This window comes from Formosa agariphila KMM 3901 (assembly GCF_000723205.1).
Lineage (GTDB): Bacteria > Bacteroidota > Bacteroidia > Flavobacteriales > Flavobacteriaceae > Formosa > Formosa agariphila.
Genome location: NZ_HG315671.1, coordinates 1,139,073 through 1,158,546 on the forward strand (window position 1 = coordinate 1,139,073; position 19,474 = coordinate 1,158,546).

The window sequence follows — 19,474 nt, forward strand, 5'->3', positions numbered from 1 at the left end:
TATTTTTGCGCGGAATAATATAGAATTTATGGCAACTTATAAAAAGAGAGGTTACAAACCAACCGAAAAACCAGAAGTAGACAACGACATTGAAAATTTTGACAACGTTGAAGAAAACTCAACAACAGCAGAAGTTTTTAACACGTTAGACGAAACCGCTTCTAAAACGGAGGATTGGGTAGCTAACAATCAAAAATATATTTTTGTAATTATAGGTGTAGTTGCTGCACTTGTTTTAGGATATTTAGCATACAGTGAATTTGTAGCGCAACCTAAAGAGAGTGAAGCGATGAACGATATGTCTCAAGCTAAAGTTTACTTTAATGAAGCTGTAATTGGGACACAAAAAGATTCTCTTTATACATTAGCACTAAACGGTGGTGAAGGTAAATATGGTATGTTAGATATCATTGAAAACCACAGTGGAACTCCAGCTGCTAACATTGCTGAGTATTATGCAGGTATGGCTTACTTAAACTTAAAAGATTATACTAAAGCTATTGAGCATTTACAAGAATTTTCTAGTGAAGAAGAAGCATTAGCACCTTTAGCTAAAGGTGGAATTGGAGATGCATTTGTTCAGTTAAATCAACTTGACGATGCTTTAGATTACTATAAGCAAGCAGCAGAAATTCGTACTAACGAGTTTACAACGCCAATGTATTTAAACAAAGCGGGATTAATTGCTCTAGAATTAGGAAAAGCTTCAGATGCTTTAAAGTATTTTGAAACGATTAAGAATGATTATCCAACATCTACAGAAGCAAGTACTGTAGACGTGTTTATTGGTAAAGCTCAAGTTTTAGCAAATAAATAAGATGGCAACAGCTAACAATAATTTGTCAGAATACGATAAGACATCAATCCCAGACGCGAGTAATTATCGGTTTGGGATTGTTGTTTCTGAATGGAATGATACCATTACAGAAGGCCTTTATAATGGCGCTTATAATACACTAATAGAACATGGTGTAGACGAAAGTAGTATTAAGCGTTGGGATGTACCTGGAAGTTTTGAATTGATTTACGGAAGTAAAAAAATGCAAGAACAAATGGTAGATGCTGTAATCGCTATTGGTTGTGTAATTCAAGGTGAAACGAAACATTTCGATTTCGTTTGCGAAGGTGTTACTCAAGGTATAAAAGACTTAAATGTAATAAACGATGTTCCTGTTATTTTTTGTGTATTAACAGATAATAACCAACAACAGTCTATAGACCGTTCTGGAGGAATTCATGGTAATAAAGGTACAGAAGCTGCAGTAGCTGCAATTAAAATGGCAGAATTACGTAACAAATCTTAATCTTTATTTTACTTTAAAATATTTAAAACTCTCAACTTCGGTTGGGAGTTTTTTAGTTTATAGCACTAAGGATTTCCGATAGAAATGTATTAAAGCTAAACAGCGGGTCTTCTATTAGTCCAAACCGTACAATTACAATGTCTTTAGAGGGTATAATACTCACTTGCTGACCTTGGTATCCGTTACAAGAAAATAGGTCTTTAGGAACATCTGGATAACGTCCGCCAGCATTTAACCAAAATTGTGCTCCATAAATTCCGTCAGAGGTATTGGTTGGTGTTTTGGTATATTCCACCCAATCTTTAGTAAAGATTTGTTCGCCATTCCAATTACCATTATGTAAGTATAATAATCCAAATTTACTCCAATCTCTTGCTGTTGCCCAGCCATAAGATGAACCTACAAAATGCCCTTTTAAATCGGTTTCTATAGTCATAGAATGCATCCCGATTTTATCGATTAACTCACGATACCAAAAGTCTAAATATGCTTGATTGGTTTTAAATTGATTTCTAATGAATCCTGAAATTAAATTTGTCGTTCCAGAAGAATAGTTCCAACTTTCGTTTGGAATTTCAATCAATTGCTTTTCTAGTGGAATTTTAGGCATGTTTTCTCTTAAGAATAGCATTTTAGTTACATCAGAAATTTTACTGTAATCTTCCTCCCAAGCTAAACCGCTATTCATTTGCAGTAAATTATTTAAAGTAAGATTGGCACGGTCGTCATTTTCCCATTCAGGAAATAGATGAGATTGAGATGTGCTTACGCGTCCTTGCTTTTCTAAAATTCCAACAATGGCACTAGTTATACTTTTGGTCATGGACCACCCTAATATCTTGGTGTCTTTATTAAACCCATCGGCATAGTGTTCTGCAATAATTTGATTTTTATAGACAACAACTACGGCTCTTGTTCGTTTTAATTGTTCGTCTTCCGAATCGAAAGCATTGATTACGGCTTTGTTTAAAATGGAGTAATCTATGTTTTGAAAAACAGTATCTTTCTGTGGTAAATCACCGTAAGGAAAAGGTTTGTTTTTAGGCGTTTTGTTTCTGTTTGGTTGTACAGTTAAAGTGGTATGATCCGAGCCTTCAGGCACTAAAATACATCCTAAACCTTCTTTGTAAACAGCTGTTCTTGCTTTTAATCCAAATACTGTAGAGGTTACAGATTTGTTTTCAAAATCAATTTTATTTGTCGCTAAATCAATAGGAGAGAAGTCGTTGTCTTGTGCTTCTATAGATGCTAGAGAACGATCGGCAACAAAAGTGCAAGAGCAAACACTTTTAGAAGAAAACCCCGTAATAAAATTTAGTTTCGGGTAATTTAAATAGATTACAACGACTAAGGCAAGTAGAGATAAAAGGCCGATAATCTTAATAATTTTTTTCATGGAGTTCTATGTGTTTGCGAGTTAGCAATTTAATAGATTTATTGCTTTTTATCTTCATCTGGAATAGAAATAATTAATTTATTGATATGAAATAAGGTGTAACCTATGTTACATTCGAAACTTTATCTTGCATCTATATTTGCAGACAGTTAACACATTTATAAATCAGAATTTAATCACTAAAATAAAATATATGGAATTTATTTTTCAACCGTGGCCTTGGTATATTTCGGGCTTTTTAATTGCACTTTTTATGTTTGTCCTTTTACTTATGGGTAAAGGTTTTGGAATGTCGTCTAACCTTCGTGCCTTTTGCAGTATTTGCGGAGGAGGTAAAGTAAGTTCGTTTTTTAATTACAATTGGAAAAAAGACAGCTGGAATTTATTTATCGTACTTGGTGCAATGTTGGGAGGTTTTGTTGCGTCTCATTACTTATCGAACGGACAAATACCAGACATTAGCGAATCGACAAAATTAGCACTTCAAGATTTAAAAATTTCTACTGATAATGGCTATTTACCAAACGAATTATTTTCTGTCGAAGCGTTATCTAGCGTAAAAACTTGGGCTATTTTAGTTGTAGGTGGTTTATTAATTGGCTTTGGTGCACGTTATGCAGGTGGTTGTACATCTGGACATGCCATTTCAGGATTAAGTAATTTACAGTTACCATCTTTAATTGCTGTAATTGGCTTCTTTATTGGAGGTTTATTTATGGTTCACGTGTTATTCCCTTTAATATTTTAAAATGATGAAAAAAGTAATATATATAGTATTAGGATTGTTCTTCGGGATGATAATGTATAAATCTGAAGCCGCATCTTGGTTTCGAATATACGAGATGTTTAGGTTTGAATCGTTTCATATGTACGGTATAATTGGTACGGCTTTAGTATTCGGAATTATATTTGTTCAGCTTATTAAACGGTTCAATATTAAAACGTTTAGTGGAGAACCAATTCGTATTGCAGATAAAGACAAAAGCGTGTCTAGATATTTAATAGGAGGTATTATTTTCGGATTAGGTTGGGCACTAGCAGGAGCTTGTCCAGGACCTATTTTTGTTTTGGTTGGAGCAGGTTATGTACCTATACTAGTGGTGTTAATTTCTGCGGTATTGGGAACTTTTATTTACGGTTTATTGAAAGATAAATTACCGCATTAATTCAATATTGTGTAACAAACGGAATTAATTGTCGTCTTACAAATATGGAAGAAATTAGAAATACTTTAAGAGATGATAAGCAACTTATAATGCTAACCCATTTAAGTCAGTTAGCAACTTTAGCCTTGGGTTTTGGAAGTTTGTTAATTCCATTGGTAATTTGGCTGACTCAAAAAGAGAATGTACTTGGTATGGATGACGAAGGCAAAAAGATTCTAAACTTTCAAATCAGTTTAGTGATTTACTGTATTTTATGCATACCTCTAATATTGTTATGCGGATTGGGCTTTATAGGATTTATAATTATAGGACTGGTAAGCATAATTTTGCCTATAATGAATGCAATTAAAGTGAATAATAATGAACCCACATCATATCCTTTTTCCTTTAAATTTATTAATTAAGATAACGATATACACAAAAGAACGCCCATGAAAATGGGCGTTCTTTTACTTATAAGTATATTGTAATTCAGCTTAAGCTAAAACAACTTCAGCTTCTGTAGGAATCTCGAATAATTCAGTTTTTAAATCTTCTAAAAACGTATCAATCTGACTATATAGTATACCAGGTGTACAAATAATGTGAGCGATATCGTCTTGAGATGCTAATTGATATTTTTTACAAATACGTTCGCTCGGTGTAGGGAAAACAACAGTTAATCCTTCGTTATTTCTCCACGCTTTAACACCTAAAGCATTTAATTTATGCTCGGTATATGCTGCTACATCTTGACAAGATTTAACGCGGTCTCTTAAGCCTTGGTGGTCATGTTTTTTTATAAAATCCCAGATAAACAAAGGAGTTAGTCCATTTCTAGACCCTGTAATAGTCGTATCCATAGTACCTACATAAGATACAGAATTTGCAATACGATCTCTGTGTTTGCGTTTTACTAAAACAGCTCCACAAGGAATCGGGCTTCCAATAAATTTATGTCCAGAGATTGAAATACTATCAATACCCTCGGCAAAATCAAATTTAGGTTTAGCATCTATATAAGGCGCTATGGTTCCTAAAAAAGCAGCATCGCAATGTATGTAGTAATCTTTAATGGCGTATTTTTTTATAATACGTTTTATTTCAGCAATTTTATCAATAGCTTCAGTCATGGTTGTGCCAATATTTAAAAAGAAAATAGCTGGTTTATCACGACGGAAGGCAATAGTTTGTTCTAAATCTTCGTAATCCATTTCTCCATTTTCTTGAGAGCGAATCACGATGTTAGGGATATTTAATAAATGTAAATTTTTCTTAACACTATAATGTGTGCTTTCGCTATAATATACCATGGCATTAGGGAAGCTTTCTCGAGCCACATATAATCCATATAAATTCCCTTCTGTACCACCATTAGTAATATAACCCCAAACATCCTTATCGTTACTAGAAAGCATCTCTGCAAAGAATGAAATACATTTACGCTCGATATCTTTAGTATCGATTGCAAATGTTGAAGGACTTTCTGGATCTCCTACATTATTAATACAAATGTCTAAAAACGGGGCATAGTCGCTATACGAAAAATCTTTAGCTACTGGATACCCTAAAAATGAGTCTGAATGTGCTTTAATTCTATCGTAAACGGCTTGTATTTCGGGTGTGTTCATGTCTTCTATTTTTCTTTTTCAAAGATACTATTTAATATGTTTGTTTTGAAAAATAGTTATTTATTGAAAAAATATACTGCATAATGTTATTTTAGTAGAATTTATTACTTTTGAAATTGTTAATTCATAACATATTTAGAAATTCTTACTAAAATGAAGCTAGACGATATCGATTACAAGCTTATTAAAGCATTACAAAAAGACAGTAAACAGTCTATAAAACAACTTGCCGAAGGTGTAAATTTATCGATTACGCCAGTTCATGAGCGCATAAAAAAACTAGAAGCTTCTGGAATAATAAATGGTTATACGGCGATTATAGATTACAGTAAACTAGGTAAAACATTAGTGGTGTATTGTCAGGTAACGTTAACAACACATCAAGATGAGCCTTTTAGAAATTTTGAAGCTTATATAAACACGCTAGATGATGTTATTGAAGCGAATTATATAGCTGGTACGTACGATGTATTATTAAAAATTCAACTAAATGATATGAACGAATATCAGGAGTTTATTTTGAAACGATTTTCTAAAATGACTATCGTTTCAAATATTCAAAGCTCGTTTGTAATTAAGAATATAAAGGATGGAAAAAACAAAGTCATGTAAATTCTAGGAATCTACATGACTTTAAAGATTTGTTTGTAAAATGGTTTTTAACTGTTTAGCATAACTGGCATAACAAGCATAGTTATTTGCTCACCTTCGTCTAAACCGTCTATAGGTGTTAAAATACCAGCACGATTAGGTAAACTCATTTCTAGTTGTACATCGTCGGCATTTAAATTGTTAAGCATTTCGGTTAAAAAACGAGAGTTGAAACCAATTTGCATATCGTCGCCTTGGTAATCACATGTTAAACGCTCTTCGGCTTTGTTGCTGTAATCTATATCTTCGGCAGAGATGTTTAATTCTGCTCCTGCAATTTTTAATCGGATTTGGTGTGTTGTTTTGTTCGAGAATATACTAACACGCTTTACAGAGCTTAAAAATTGATTTCTTGCAATGGTAAGTTTGTTTGGATTTTCTTTAGGAATTACCGCTTCGTAATTCGGATATTTTCCATCGATTAAACGACAGATTAACTCTACGTTATCAAATGTAAATTTTGCATTCGAGTCGTTATACTCAACAATTACATCATCTTCACTTCCTGCTAAAATTCCTTTTAATAAATTTAAAGGTTTCTTTGGCATAATGAATTCTGCCACCTCGGTAGCCGAAACATCTTCACGTGTATATTTTACTAATTTGTGAGCATCTGTTGCAACAAACGTTAAACCTTCTGTTGAGAACTGAAAAAAGACACCACTCATTACTGGGCGTAAATCGTCGTTTCCTGCAGCGAAAATAGTTTTACTAATTGCTGTTGCTAAAATATCTCCAACTATAGTAGTTGTACTTGGTTTGTCTAGAGATACAGCTTTAGGAAATTCGTTTCCGTTAGCATATGCAAGCGCATATTTACCGTGATTAGAACTGATTTCAATCGTGTTATTGTCTTCAATAATAAACGTTAAAGGTTGCTCCGGAAATGTCTTTAAAGTATCTAAAAGTAAACGTGCAGGAATTGCTACACTACCTTCACTATCGCTTTCTACTTCTAAGGTCGAAGACATAGTCGTTTCTAAATCACTAGCAGAAACAATAAGTTGCGAACTGCTTAATTCAAAAAGAAAATTATCTAAAATAGGTAAAGTGTTCGAACTGTTAATTACGCCTCCTAGAACTTGTAATTGCTTTAATAAATAGGTGCTTGATACTATAAATTTCATCTGTATCTAAATAAGATTATTTTAATAATTACAAATATATCTTTAATAGAGGTAACTATGAAACAAACTTATTAACATTTAGGCACTGTACTTTTTTTTGCGTAAGTAATTAAAAATAAATCCGAAAACAGCTAATAACACTAATGGTACCAAGGTGTTAAGTAATTGCCAGTTCAATTTAGATTCTGCAATTTTTTCGTGATTTAAAAATGGGACCGTAATTTCTTTAGAACGAATGTTTATAAGTCCATTATCGTCTAAGAGGTAATTTACCGAATTTAATAAGAATTCTTTATTTCCGAAAAGTTGACCCGACCAGCGGTCGAAACCTAATTCTTGAGGTATATTCTTAATCACATCGTTTTTTATAAGATCACCGTCGGCTATAACCATCATTTTAGTTGTAACACCATCGTCCTTATTCGAATTTAATTTAAAAGGCTTAATTCTGTTTTTATAAGCCGACGTAAATTCACCTTCAATAAGAACCGCTAATGGCTGACTTCCTTTATTGAATTCTTGAGGATTTGGTTCTTGAGTAACCACATCTAAACTAATCTCTTTAGGTGTACCTTCTAACTTAGTCAGTTTTGCACTTTCAAGCAGAATAGTCTTTTTAAGATTGTTTTTTAAGGTATCTATTGGATTTGCAAAATCGAATTTTATAAGATTTACGTTGTTTACAATAGGATGTGTATTGGTGGTATTTACTAAAGGCGAATACGGCCAACGCACATTCTGAAACTGAGAATTACTACCTTCTCCAATGGCTAAAGTAATAGGCGCAGAGTAAGGAGTTGCAACTAAATATGGGTTAATACGAATACCGTATTTAAAGAATACATCGGTAAGGTTTAAATCTATTGGCAGTGCAATTGCGCGTCCGCTTTCGTTGTATAAACTATCTTTTTCCATTGCTACGGCATCGATAAGCCAAAGACTTTTTCCGCCATTCATAGTGTATTGATCAAGGACGAATTTCTCGTTTTCAGAAAAAGCTTCAGTTGGTTTTGCTGAAATAATTAAATCGTAATCTTTTAATTTGTTTAGCGTGCTTTCTGCATGATTAGCCACGCTGTCTAATGTAAAAGGCGCAATAAAATAATAGTCTTTTAAGGTGGTTAAAAAGTCGGCTAAATATTGGTCGTCTAATTCTCCGTTTCCTTTTAAAATCGCAATTTTTTTAGTTTTACCGTATACTAATTTTCCAATACCGTCGGCAAAAGCATATTCTAGATGTTGTACAGAATTGGTAACTAACTCTTGCTGAGAAGCTCCTAATTTATTTTTTACTAATGGAATTTTTACGGTAACACCATTGTAACTAGCTAATGCCCATGGAAAAATAATTTCCTGACTGCTTTTTCCGTTTTCTTGTACCGTAAGCTGCATAGGCGTAAGGCCGCGATTGTTTAGTTGCTGAATTACTTGTTCGCGATTCGCTTCGTCTTCTAACGGATTTATAAAATTGAAATTGATATTACTATTCTGGGCGTAAAATTCTTCTAAAAGTTGTTTGGTTTCACTTTGAAGTCTTCTAAACTCAGAAGGAAAACCTTCACCTTCTAAAAATACATCTATAATAATTGGGGACTCTACATCGGTAACAATATCTTTCGTAGCTTCACTAAGCGTATATCTATGATCTTGCGTTAAATCGAAACGTTTAAAAACAGTGTTTCCAATTAAATTTAACGCCAATATAGCTAAGACGATTAGTAATATATGTTTAAGATTCTTACTCATTATCTTCTAGTTCTAATTGATAGTGTTCTAAGCCTGTTACCGTATTGTTTTGGAATGTAATTTTTAAGCATTCTTGAGTGGTGTTTAAAGCGCCAGGTTTAATGCCTAAGTTATAATTCCAGAAATTAGAATCGTTTGCTTTTATGGCATCATTCCAACTAAACCATTCGGGTTTACCTAAAATAGTTGTGACTTCAGATTTGTTTTTTCCTAGTAAAACATTCGAATGTTCTAAATCGTTGGCCATTTCGTAGCGGTATGCAGGTTTGTCTTCCCAAGCTTCAGCTTCAAAATGTTTTTCGTGATGATAGGAGCTAAATATGTTGATTAACGGATACAGTACGTAAAAATAAATAATTGGTGTAAGTACCAAACTAATTGCAAGCGCCACCCAAGTACGCTTATCTATAGTTCTTGAAAATATAAAAAGAGCTATAAAAAGCAAGCCTAGAATAATAGCAAAAGGTACTGTTAAAATCATGTTTACTTCTTATTAATATTGAATTGAGTTAAAGCGATAAACAACCCTGAAATACTAATAAAATATATAATATCTCGAGTGTCTAACACCCCGCGACTCATGCTTTTAAAATGATAACTCATTCCTAAAGTATCAACAAAGTTATTCGATAATGCATCTGCAATACCTTCAAAACCAATATAGAAAAAGAAACATAAAAATACCGCGATTATAAATGTCACAATCTGATTATCGGAAATCGTAGAAGCAAAAACACCGATTGCAGTGTACGCTGCAACTAAAAATAATAATCCAAAATAGGAGCCAAGGGTGCTACCCATATCTAAATTGCCTTCAGGGCTACCTAGTTTGTAAACCGTAAATACATATAATAATGTTGGGAGTAAGGCGATAAGAATTAAAATAAAGGCGCCAAAATATTTTCCCAATACAATTTCAAGTTTACTTACAGGTTTAGTTAAAAGGAGTTCTAAAGTGCCTTGTTTTTTTTCGTCTGAAAAGCTACGCATAGTCACTGCAGGTACAAGAAAAACTAGAATCCATGGTGCGAGTAAAAAGAAGTTCGACAAATCGGCAAACCCATTATCGATTATATTAAAATCACCTTTAAAAAACCATAAGAATAATCCGTTTAGTAATAAAAATAAGGCAATAACGAGGTAGCCAATTGGTGAGGCGAAAAACGAATTTATTTCTTTTTTTAATATGGCAAACATCTGTTGTTAATATGATTTGAGATTGCAGTGAAGAATTCCTTTTAAGCTAAACTTTCCAGTTTATCTACACTCCAAGCTTCTGGTTTATTGTTGAATAATTTTTTAGTTTCTGTCCACACTTCAATAAATAAATCGGAGTGGCGGTAATTATGTAAATGCTGTTCGTCTTTCCAATAACTATAGGTAAAAAAAACATTGTTGTGTTCTTTATCGCGATATAATTCTAAAAATTCACATCCTTCAAAATTACGGATTAATGATTTCGAGGCATTAAATATGTCTAGAAATTCACCAATTTTACTAGGTTCAAAACTTAGTTTTACAATCCGTACAAACATTATTTATCTTTTAAAAAGTTTACAGTTATGGTGTCCATTAATTTTAATCCCATTAATGTAGAGGCCCCACCTACAGTTGTGGTATTACTCTTATATATAGCAATTTCTAAAAAGTTGGACGAATTAAAAACAACTAATCCTTTGCCTTCTGCTTGCCTTTCGTTGGCAGGTTTTGTAAAATCTACCACTTCGCTATATTTATTGTAAATGGTATTAAACGAATGGTTTCGTGCAGATATTTTATAGTTACGTCCTTTTTGAATGCTTTCAAAAAATTTGCGTTTGATATTGGTAATTACATTGCCGTAATTATCAACATAAATAATACTACCAATAATTTGAGATTGGTCGTCGTTAACGTAAGGCTTTAAATTCTGAATAGGTTTTATTACCTCAATGCTTTTTCCTATAACTTCTAGCGTACCTCCACGTGCAATATGGCAAGCCACTTTTACAAAGACATCTAAAACAGGAAAGCTACTCACAATTTTTTCGTGAATATTAATTTCTACAATGCGTTCTGGATTAATCTCTGTACAAATCATACTCATGATTCCGTTATTGGCACAGATAAAATAATGGCCATCTAGAAGTACTGCTATGTGTTTGTTTTCTGGATTTAATTCGGCATCAATTCCAATAATATGAATGGTCCCTTTCGGGAAACTTTTATAGGCATTTTGAATAATATATGCCGCTTCTGATATACTAAAAGGGGAAACAGAATGCGAGATATCAACAATTCTAACATCGCTTAATTCACTATAGATAGCGCCCTTAATCGCTCCAGCAAAGTGGTCTTTTTCGCCAAAATCAGTAGTTAAAGTTATTATTGCCATAGCTGAATTGTTGATATGTTTTTCACATATCTGAAGTAAAATTGATTAGATTTGTTAGAGGCACAAAACTAATAAAACTTAACTGATAATTTTAATTAAATCGACTAGCTTTTGAACGAAATAATTATTGAACTTGAAGAGATAACTCCAAAAGAGTTTTTTGGAGCACAAAACGTAAATATTGAACTTCTAAAAAAATATTTTCCCAAATTAAAAATTGTTGCTCGCGGAAATAAAATCAAGGCTTTTGGAGATGAAGATCTCTTAGAAGAATTTGATCGCCGTTTAACAATGCTATTAAATCACTTTGCCAAGTACAATAAATTAGATGAAAACACTATAGAACGTGTTTTAACTAGCCAAAGTAGCGACGACTACGCGACGTCTAAAAAAAGTGGAGAAGTTATTGTGCATGGCGCCAGCGGAAAATTAATTAGAGCCCAGACAGCTAACCAACGGAAATTGGTAGAAAGCATGCGTAATAACGATATGGTTTTTGCTATTGGACCTGCAGGAACGGGTAAAACCTATACTGGTGTTGCTTTAGCTGTACAAGCATTAAAAAACAAAGAAGTCAAACGTATCATTTTAACGCGTCCAGCAGTAGAGGCTGGTGAAAATTTAGGATTCCTTCCTGGCGATTTAAAAGAAAAATTAGATCCGTATATGCAACCCCTTTACGATGCTTTACGAGATATGATTGCGCCCGAAAAATTAAATATGTATATCGAAAACGGAACCATACAAATTGCCCCTTTGGCGTTTATGCGTGGTCGAACGTTAGATAATGCATTTGTTATTTTAGATGAAGGACAGAATACTACACACGCCCAAATGAAGATGTTTTTAACACGTATGGGTAAGAACGCTAAATTTTTACTTACCGGAGATCCTGGACAAGTCGATCTACCAAGGCGAACCACTTCTGGGTTAAAAGAAGCTTTATTAGTTTTAAAAAATGTAGAAGGTGTAGGTATGGTGTATCTAGATGAAAAAGATGTTATTCGACACCAATTAGTGAAGAAGGTGATTGAAGCATATAAAAGTATTGAAAATAGAGGGTAGGCGTAAGTCTACTCTTTTTTTACTAGAAACAGAAATACTTTAAAATTGTAAATATTTCTTTATCACTTAATAAAAAATTCAATTTTTATAATATTCTGAAATTTAAATTATTGTGTTATAAATTCAATAAACCACTGTGTTTATAGTACAGCAACGGGAAAATTGTATCTTTATCATGACCAATATGAAAGATAAACGATACCTCCCAGGTATTATAAAACACTATTTTATGAAAACTAATCGTGTTTCATTAAAATTAAAAACGCTATTAATTAGTACTGTTTTAGCAAGCTGTATTGACGGAACCCGGAAAAATTCACCTGAATTATTTGTTCATCCTGATTTACAAATCGATTATACTAAAAAGCCTAAATCTAAAGGAGTGGGGTATGTTAAATCTGTTGAACTATCTGATACATTAAAAGTAAATTTAGTTGAAAAAGGAGAGTTTCTTTTTGAAATGAAATGTGCAGCATGTCATAAATTAACCGACCAAAGACTTGTTGGACCAGGTTGGGCAGGAATTACAAATAGCAGGCGCCCAGAATGGATTATGAATATGATAACTAACACCGAACAAATGTTAGAGCGTGATGAAGAGGCAAGAAAACAATTAGAAGATTGTTTAACACGAATGCCGAGTATGCAAATTTCTCTAGAAGAAGCACGTTCAATTCTTGAATTTATGAGACAAAACGATATGAGTCAGGTGGGGCATAAAGATGATGCTTTACAGAATTAATGTAACCATATTTAAACCATTTACGTGTTCTTTTAAGGGTGTATTACATTTGAGTAAATACGCGAATTAGGTGTCTGTTTTAATTTAACGCTCACAGAAAATATTTTATTATTTAAAAAGTGGGATAAAAATAATTAGTGATTATTTCCTTACTTTTACCTCTTTAAATTTTATCATTATTAATTAAAGCATCTCAAGCTTTACAGATGCAATGCTACACATCATGACAATTACAGATACTAATTTCAATTTTCCAGGACAGAAGAGTTTGTATAAAGGAAAAGTTAGAGCAGTTTATAATATTAACGACGATTTATTGGTAATGATTGCAACAGACAGGCTAAGTGCTTTTGATGTTGTAATGCCAAAAGGAATTCCTTTTAAAGGTCAGATTCTGAATCAGATTGCTACTAAATTTATGGCACAAACCGAAGATTTAGTACCAAATTGGTTAGTGGCTACACCAGACCCAAATGTTGCTGTGGGGCATTTATGCGAGCCTTTTAAAGTAGAAATGGTAATTCGTGGTTATATGTCGGGTCATGCTGCACGCGAATATAAGGCTGGCAGACGATTACTTTGTGGTGTTGCTATGCCAGAAGGAATGAAAGAAAATGATAAATTTCCGGAGCCTATTATTACACCGGCAACCAAAGCCGAAATGGGTGATCATGACGAAGATATTTCTAGAGAAGACATTATTAAAAAGGGAATTGTGTCTGAAGACGATTATATCGTTCTTGAAGATTATACACGTAAGTTATTTCAACGCGGAACAGAAATCGCTGCGAGTAGAGGCTTGATTTTAGTAGATACTAAATATGAATTTGGTAAAACAAAAGATGGTAAAATTGTTCTGATAGATGAAATTCATACCCCAGATTCTTCCCGTTATTTTTATGCAGATGGTTATAAAACACGTCAAGACAACGGAGAACCACAAAAACAGTTATCTAAAGAGTTTGTACGCCAATGGTTAATTGGTAATGGCTTTCAAGGTTTAGAAGGGCAAACGTTACCAGAAATGAGCGATGAGTATATAGAAACTGTAAGCGAACGTTATATTGAATTATACGAAAATATTATGGGTGAGCCATTTGTAAAAGCTGATGTTGCTAATATTCAAGAGCGTATAAAAACAAATGTAGAAGCGTATTTAGCGTCTGTTTAATCGGATTCTATTTACCGTATTAAATTTTATAAATCCAAAAGCCTTTCTAATGTTTACATTTAGGAAGGCTTTTATTTTGTCTTCTAAAAATACGATACCGCACACGGTACATACAAAAGCTATAGCACCTAGACTAGCAGACCAAGGATTCAATGTATTGTGGTAATATTTATAGAGTCCAATACCTGTGAAACTACCATATAATATAATAAAATGAACCACATATATAGAAAGTGTGTTGTTTCCTAATTTTGAAATAATTGGATGCTTTAAATAAGGTTCTAGGACATAGAAAAGTCCAAAAATAAAACAGACGTTTCCTAATCTAGAAAAGAGGTAGTTGTAAATAGATGCTTCGTAAAACAGGTGTATTTGAGTTATGTCATATAGAAAATATAGCCCAACCGATGATAACCAGGATAGTGCAAGTCCTCCAATTAATAGCCATGAAATAGCTTGAGTTCTAAAATTTTGATGCAATTGATATGTGTTAAAAAGAATACCTAAAACACCTCCAAAAGCTACATAACCAAACCAAGGAAAAATTGTAAATACAGAGCCATGTTCAGTGGTTAGATAATTTGAAATTATATTAGGAATTTGAGGTAAAGATAACGTTCTGTACCAAGGTTCTGTAACAAATATAAGTGTGCCTACAGCTGTTAAAACTATAGGTAGTAATTTACGATTCGGTTTAAAGAGAAGATATAATCCGTTTAAAAGTAATAAGGACACACCTATAATTTGGAGTACATCTACGACTAAAAAGTAATTATTAAAATTCCCGTTTAACCACGAAAAAATAGGGATGCGCAAGGTGTAGCCAATTATTATAAGCGAGATGCCTCGTTTTATGCTTTTCTCAACTCGGTGTTTTTCTAAACCTTTATCTTCTGCTTTTTTTAATAAAAACATGATTATTAAACCCGTAATTGTAAAAAATAGTGGCGCTGTATTTCCTCTTAAATTAGCCCAAAGCGTAAATAATTCATAGTCTGTTGACTTGTAGGTAGGGTTCATTAAGCCATCAATAAAATGTCCTTGAAGCATCATTAAGATAGCGAATGCTCTTACAGCATCTAAAAAATATAAGCGGTTGTTTTTCAAAGGATATAAAGAATATAAGTCGCAAAAGTACAATAAATTTAATGTCATTTAACGGATTTGTATTCAATTAAATAATCCTTAATATTCTTCCGAATTAATCTTAAATATTCATAAAAAAGGTTCGATTTTCAACACATTTATTAAAACTTAAAACATAAAAAAGAATATATTTATAAAAATATAGTTTCCTATTTATGACGTTCCTAGATAATTTACTTAAAGAATTCGCATCGTTGGTGTGGGGATTACCATTATTGATTTTACTAACCGGTGGCGGATTGTTTCTTTTAATTTACTCGCGATTTTTACCCTTTCGATTTATAGGTCACGCCTTTCAGGTTTTACGAGGTAAATTTGATAACCCAGATGATCCCGGCGAGATTTCTCATTTTCAAGCTTTAACAACAGCGTTGTCTGCTACCGTTGGTATGGGAAATATCGCAGGTGTTGCGGTAGCTATAGCAATAGGAGGGCCTGGCGCTGTGTTTTGGATGTGGGTAAGTGCTATTATTGGTATGGCAACTAAGTTCTTTACCTCTTCTTTAGCTGTAATGTACCGTGGAACCGATAGCGAAGGACGTTTGCAAGGTGGACCTATGTATTTTATTACGGAAGGTTTAGGAAAAAAATGGAAACCTCTAGCGGTTATGTTTAGTGTGTGTGGTTTGGTAGGAGCATTGCCTATTTTTAACGTCAATCAACTCACCCAAGCCATAAACGATATTTTATTAGCTCCAAATAATATTGAAGTGGGCTTTACTTCAAGTTTAATTATCGGAATTATTCTAGTCGGAATTACAAGTGTTGTAATTCTTGGAGGTATTGATCGCATTGGTAAAACTGCAGCAAAACTAGTACCTTCTATGGTTGCATTGTATTTTGTGTTGGTATTAATTATATTGGCCGTTAATATTCAAGAAGTACCGAAATATTTTGGGATGATATTTTCTAATGCATTTACGGCTCAGAATTTTAAAGGCGATAATTTTTTAGGTGGCGCATTAGGTGGATTGATTTTATTAGGAATTAGACGTGCAGCATTTTCTAATGAGGCAGGAATAGGAACAGCGCCTATGGCTCATGGCGCAGCAAAAACAGCAGAACCTATACGTGAAGGTTTGGTTGCTATGCTTGGGCCTGCAATTGATACTTTGTTGGTGTGTACTTTAACAGCTTTAGCCATATTGGTAACAGGAGTTTGGCAAACGTCTGATGCTAATGGGGTGAGTTTAACAGCTTCTGCTTTTGCGCATTCTATTCCGGGAGTAGGAAAGTATTTGTTACTGCTTTGTATTTTCGTATTTAGTATTTCGTCGTTGTTTTCGTATTCGTATTACGGGTCTAAATGCATGTCCTTTTTGTTTGGAGCCGATAAAAAACATCTGTACAATTATTTTTATATCGGGAGTATTATATTAGGAGCGACGACTTCTTTAAGTATGATGATAAACCTTATTGACGGATTCTTTGCGTTAATGGCGATTCCTACAATGCTTGCGACAATAATGTTAGCTCCAAAAGTGTTAAACGCGGTAAAGGTGTATGTTGCTAAACTTAAGAATGAAAAAGGACTAAATTAATCTATAGTAGTTAGGTGTAATTTATTGTACTTTCTAGAAGTAAATTATGACACCCTTGGTTGTTTTTGAAAGGTGGCAATTAATCTGTCTACTCTGTATTCAGGTCGCGTTTTCTTGAAGAATCTCTAATGATTAATTCAGGTTCTAAAATTATTTTATGCAGAACAGGTTTATAGTTTTTGTCGTTTATGCGAAGCAGAACCTGTTGAGCCACTAATTTTCCAATCTCTTTATTATGCTGATAAATAGATGTGATAGGCGGTGTAACTAAAGAGGTAAAGGGTTCGTTACTAAAACCAACTAAAGCAATTTGTTCAGGAACTTTTATGTTGTGTTCTTGCATAACTTGCAAGGCTCCCAAAGCGGCGTAATCTCCAGCAGCATAAACGGCATCTGGCAATTCAGGAAGTTTTAAAAGTTCTTCCATTTTAGCTCGTCCGTCTTCAATACTTAAACTGCCTTCAAGTAGTAAATCTTTGTCTTCTGGTAATTTATGTTTTCTTAGGGCGTCCTTGTATCCGCGAATTCTGTTTTGATAAATTCGGGTGTGACTATAACCTGCAATGTGAGCAATACGCTTGCAGCCCTGTTCAACAAGATGATTTACTATAATATTACTACTGGCGTAATCATCTATACCAATATAATCTACTCCAATATCATTTTCACCACGGTCAAACAAGATTAACGGAATACCATTTTGTTTAATTTTATGGTAATAATCAAAATCGACTGTTTCGTTAGCTAAAGACGCTATAATGCCATCTACCTGAGTTTGTAGTAATGCATCTATATTTCGACATTCTTTTTCGTAAGACTCGTTAGATTGGGTTATAATAAGGTTATAACCTTCTTTGTTTAATTCTTTTTCAATGCTCTCCATTACAGACGAAAAGAAATGGCTGTTTGTTTTGGCCACTATAATGCCTATCAATTTACTTTTTCCACTTCGTAAAGCAGAAGCCAAATGGTTTGGTTGGTATTCTAATTCTTCAGCAACTTTCCTTACGGCAGTTTTAGTTTTGTCACTAATTCTTGGGTGGTCGTGAAGTGCCCTTGAAACAGCAGATGGCGTAATGTTTAACACATTAGCAATATCTTTTATGGTGGTTTTCTTTTTCAATATGTAAGGCAGTTGAAGACAATCGTTTGAGCAAATATATCGTTTTTGTCTAAATATAAGAGGTGAAATGAAAATCAATTCTTCTAAATAAGTGTTTTAAAGAACTTTTAAAAGATTTGAACAAACGTTTGCATAGATGGAATATATTTAATAATTTTACCCTTACAAAAGTGAAGTAGAGGATTTTAAGGTCTTCATAATAAAATAAACTTAATTAATATAAATTTAAAAATAATGAGTAAAGTAGTAACGTTTGGAGAAATCATGTTAAGATTAGCTCCTCAAGGATTTTTAAGATTTTCTCAAGCTAACAATTTTGATGTTGTTTACGGTGGTGGTGAATCTAACGTAGCAGTATCATTAGCTAACTATGGTATTTCTTGTGATTTTGTAACACGTTTACCAAAGAATGATATTGGAGAATGTGCAATGATGGAAATGCGTAAAAGAGGCGTTGGTGTTGATAAAATTGTTTGGGGTGGCGAGCGTTTAGGAATTTATTTCTTAGAAACTGGAGCTGTATCTAGAGGAAGTAAAGTGGTTTACGATAGAGCGTATTCTTCTATGTCTACAATTGAATCAGGAATGATTGATTGGGATGCTGTTTTCGAAGGTGTAGAGTGGTTTCACTGGACTGGTATTACTCCAGCTATTTCTCAAAGTTCTGCAGATGTATGTTTAGAAGCTGTTAAAGCTGCAAGTGCTAAAGGCATTACAATTTCTACAGACTTAAACTACCGTGCTAAATTATGGAACTACTGTGACGATGCGCACAGAGAAGCTGTAATGACAGAATTAACTTCTTACTGTGATATCGTTTTAGGAAACGAAGAAGATGCTGAAATGCATTTCGGAATTAAGCCTGATGGTGCTGCAGTACAAACTGCTGGTCACGATGTTAAAGCAGAAGCTTTCTTATCTGTTTGTAAACAAATGATGGCTAAATTCCCTAAAGCTAAAAAAGTAATTACTACTTTAAGAGGTTCTATCTCTGCATCTCATAACACATGGGCTGGAGTTTTATACGATGGAACAAAAATGTTAGAAACGCGTCAATACCAAATTACTGATATCGTAGATAGAGTAGGTGGTGGAGATTCTTTCATGGGAGGTTTAATCTACGGATTATTAACATACCCAGATAACGATCAAAATGCATTAGACTTCGCAGTTGCTGCATCTTGTTTAAAACACACTATTAAAGGTGATGCTAACTTAGCTACTGTTGCTGAAGTTAACAAACTTATGGGTGGAGACGCTTCTGGTCGTGTTGCTAGATAATAACTAAAAACTTTAAAATCATTTAATAACA

General features: G+C 33.5%; 21 protein-coding genes. 11 read left to right on the forward strand and 10 right to left on the reverse strand.

Annotated elements, in window-relative coordinates; all coding sequences use genetic code 11:
* Positions 1-28 precede the first annotated feature (28 nt).
* Positions 29-817: a tetratricopeptide repeat protein gene (locus tag BN863_RS04885; protein ID WP_038528095.1), complete on the forward strand. Its 789-nt coding sequence runs from the start codon at positions 29-31 to the stop codon at positions 815-817.
* A 1-nt stretch (position 818) separates the two neighbouring features.
* Complete coding sequence (gene ribH, locus BN863_RS04890) at positions 819-1,304, forward strand: 6,7-dimethyl-8-ribityllumazine synthase (RefSeq protein WP_038528097.1); 486 nt, start codon at positions 819-821, stop codon at positions 1,302-1,304.
* A gap of 52 nt (positions 1,305-1,356) precedes the next feature.
* On the opposite strand, the gene BN863_RS04895 is transcribed toward ribH, so the two are convergent.
* Positions 1,357-2,700: a serine hydrolase domain-containing protein gene (locus BN863_RS04895; RefSeq protein WP_038528100.1), complete on the reverse strand. Its 1,344-nt coding sequence runs from the start codon at positions 2,698-2,700 to the stop codon at positions 1,357-1,359.
* Positions 2,701-2,893: 193 nt separating this feature from the next.
* Here BN863_RS04895 and BN863_RS04900 point away from each other — a divergent pair, with 193 nt between their 5' ends.
* From BN863_RS04900 to BN863_RS04910, 3 genes are read left to right on the forward strand one after another with little or no spacing between them, the layout of a single operon-like run.
* On the forward strand, positions 2,894-3,448 hold the full coding sequence (locus BN863_RS04900; RefSeq protein WP_038528103.1) for a YeeE/YedE family protein: 555 nt from the start codon (positions 2,894-2,896) through the stop codon (positions 3,446-3,448).
* A gap of 4 nt (positions 3,449-3,452) precedes the next feature.
* Entirely contained in the window at positions 3,453-3,866 is a 414-nt protein-coding gene (locus tag BN863_RS04905) for a YeeE/YedE family protein (RefSeq protein ID WP_038533146.1), read from the forward strand.
* Between the two features lie 44 nt (positions 3,867-3,910).
* Positions 3,911-4,270 carry a DUF4870 domain-containing protein gene (locus BN863_RS04910; protein ID WP_038528105.1) on the forward strand — a complete coding sequence of 120 codons (360 nt, stop codon included), beginning with the start codon at positions 3,911-3,913 and terminating at the stop codon, positions 4,268-4,270.
* Positions 4,271-4,342: 72 nt separating this feature from the next.
* Here the strand turns inward: BN863_RS04910 and BN863_RS04915 are convergent, their stop codons facing one another.
* Entirely contained in the window at positions 4,343-5,476 is a 1,134-nt protein-coding gene (locus tag BN863_RS04915; protein WP_038528108.1) for a histidine decarboxylase, read from the reverse strand.
* Positions 5,477-5,629: 153 nt separating this feature from the next.
* Here BN863_RS04915 and BN863_RS04920 point away from each other — a divergent pair, with 153 nt between their 5' ends.
* A complete protein-coding gene (locus BN863_RS04920) occupies positions 5,630-6,088 on the forward strand; it encodes an Lrp/AsnC family transcriptional regulator (RefSeq protein ID WP_038528111.1) in 459 nt (152 codons plus the stop codon).
* 47 nt (positions 6,089-6,135) lie between these two features.
* On the opposite strand, the gene dnaN is transcribed toward BN863_RS04920, so the two are convergent.
* The 6 genes from dnaN to BN863_RS04950 form a co-directional block, all read right to left on the reverse strand.
* Positions 6,136-7,254: a DNA polymerase III subunit beta gene (dnaN, locus tag BN863_RS04925; protein ID WP_038528113.1), complete on the reverse strand. Its 1,119-nt coding sequence runs from the start codon at positions 7,252-7,254 to the stop codon at positions 6,136-6,138.
* A 78-nt stretch (positions 7,255-7,332) separates the two neighbouring features.
* Positions 7,333-9,000, reverse strand: a complete 1,668-nt coding sequence (gene gldG, locus BN863_RS04930; protein ID WP_038528116.1) for a gliding motility-associated ABC transporter substrate-binding protein GldG — start codon at positions 8,998-9,000, stop codon at positions 7,333-7,335.
* The gene (locus tag BN863_RS04935; protein WP_038528118.1) at positions 8,993-9,481 is read right to left on the reverse strand and encodes a hypothetical protein; all 489 of its coding nucleotides are present in this window, start codon (positions 9,479-9,481) and stop codon (positions 8,993-8,995) included. The genes gldG and BN863_RS04935 overlap by 8 nt, the downstream gene beginning before the upstream one ends.
* A 2-nt stretch (positions 9,482-9,483) precedes the next feature.
* Positions 9,484-10,197: a gliding motility-associated ABC transporter permease subunit GldF gene (gldF, locus tag BN863_RS04940; protein ID WP_038528121.1), complete on the reverse strand. Its 714-nt coding sequence runs from the start codon at positions 10,195-10,197 to the stop codon at positions 9,484-9,486.
* Positions 10,198-10,238: 41 nt separating this feature from the next.
* Positions 10,239-10,535: a putative quinol monooxygenase gene (locus BN863_RS04945; RefSeq protein WP_038528123.1), complete on the reverse strand. Its 297-nt coding sequence runs from the start codon at positions 10,533-10,535 to the stop codon at positions 10,239-10,241.
* Positions 10,535-11,374 carry an SAM hydrolase/SAM-dependent halogenase family protein gene (locus tag BN863_RS04950; protein WP_038528125.1) on the reverse strand — a complete coding sequence of 280 codons (840 nt, stop codon included), beginning with the start codon at positions 11,372-11,374 and terminating at the stop codon, positions 10,535-10,537. Before BN863_RS04950 ends, BN863_RS04945 begins: the two co-directional genes overlap by 1 nt.
* A gap of 111 nt (positions 11,375-11,485) precedes the next feature.
* Here BN863_RS04950 and BN863_RS04955 point away from each other — a divergent pair, with 111 nt between their 5' ends.
* From BN863_RS04955 to BN863_RS04965, 3 genes are all read left to right on the forward strand, one after another.
* Entirely contained in the window at positions 11,486-12,439 is a 954-nt protein-coding gene (locus BN863_RS04955; RefSeq protein ID WP_038528126.1) for a PhoH family protein, read from the forward strand.
* A 229-nt stretch (positions 12,440-12,668) separates the two neighbouring features.
* Positions 12,669-13,181 carry a c-type cytochrome gene (locus tag BN863_RS04960; RefSeq protein ID WP_038533148.1) on the forward strand — a complete coding sequence of 171 codons (513 nt, stop codon included), beginning with the start codon at positions 12,669-12,671 and terminating at the stop codon, positions 13,179-13,181.
* A gap of 211 nt (positions 13,182-13,392) precedes the next feature.
* A complete protein-coding gene (locus tag BN863_RS04965; protein ID WP_038528129.1) occupies positions 13,393-14,352 on the forward strand; it encodes a phosphoribosylaminoimidazolesuccinocarboxamide synthase in 960 nt (319 codons plus the stop codon).
* On the opposite strand, the gene BN863_RS04970 is transcribed toward BN863_RS04965, so the two are convergent.
* On the reverse strand, positions 14,338-15,507 hold the full coding sequence (locus tag BN863_RS04970; RefSeq protein ID WP_084817466.1) for a heparan-alpha-glucosaminide N-acetyltransferase domain-containing protein: 1,170 nt from the start codon (positions 15,505-15,507) through the stop codon (positions 14,338-14,340). The two genes, BN863_RS04965 and BN863_RS04970, sit on opposite strands and share 15 nt — an antisense overlap.
* 146 nt (positions 15,508-15,653) lie before the next feature.
* On the opposite strand from BN863_RS04970, the gene BN863_RS04975 reads away from it, so the two are divergent.
* Positions 15,654-17,039, forward strand: coding sequence for an alanine/glycine:cation symporter family protein (locus BN863_RS04975; protein ID WP_038528132.1), 1,386 nt, complete (start codon positions 15,654-15,656; stop codon positions 17,037-17,039).
* Between the two features lie 88 nt (positions 17,040-17,127).
* Here the strand turns inward: BN863_RS04975 and BN863_RS04980 are convergent, their stop codons facing one another.
* A complete protein-coding gene (locus BN863_RS04980; RefSeq protein ID WP_038533152.1) occupies positions 17,128-18,165 on the reverse strand; it encodes a LacI family DNA-binding transcriptional regulator in 1,038 nt (345 codons plus the stop codon).
* Positions 18,166-18,396: 231 nt separating this feature from the next.
* Between BN863_RS04980 and BN863_RS04985 the strand changes: the two genes are divergently transcribed.
* The gene (locus tag BN863_RS04985) at positions 18,397-19,443 is read left to right on the forward strand and encodes a sugar kinase (protein WP_038528135.1); all 1,047 of its coding nucleotides are present in this window, start codon (positions 18,397-18,399) and stop codon (positions 19,441-19,443) included.
* The last annotated feature ends 31 nt before the right edge of the window (positions 19,444-19,474 follow it).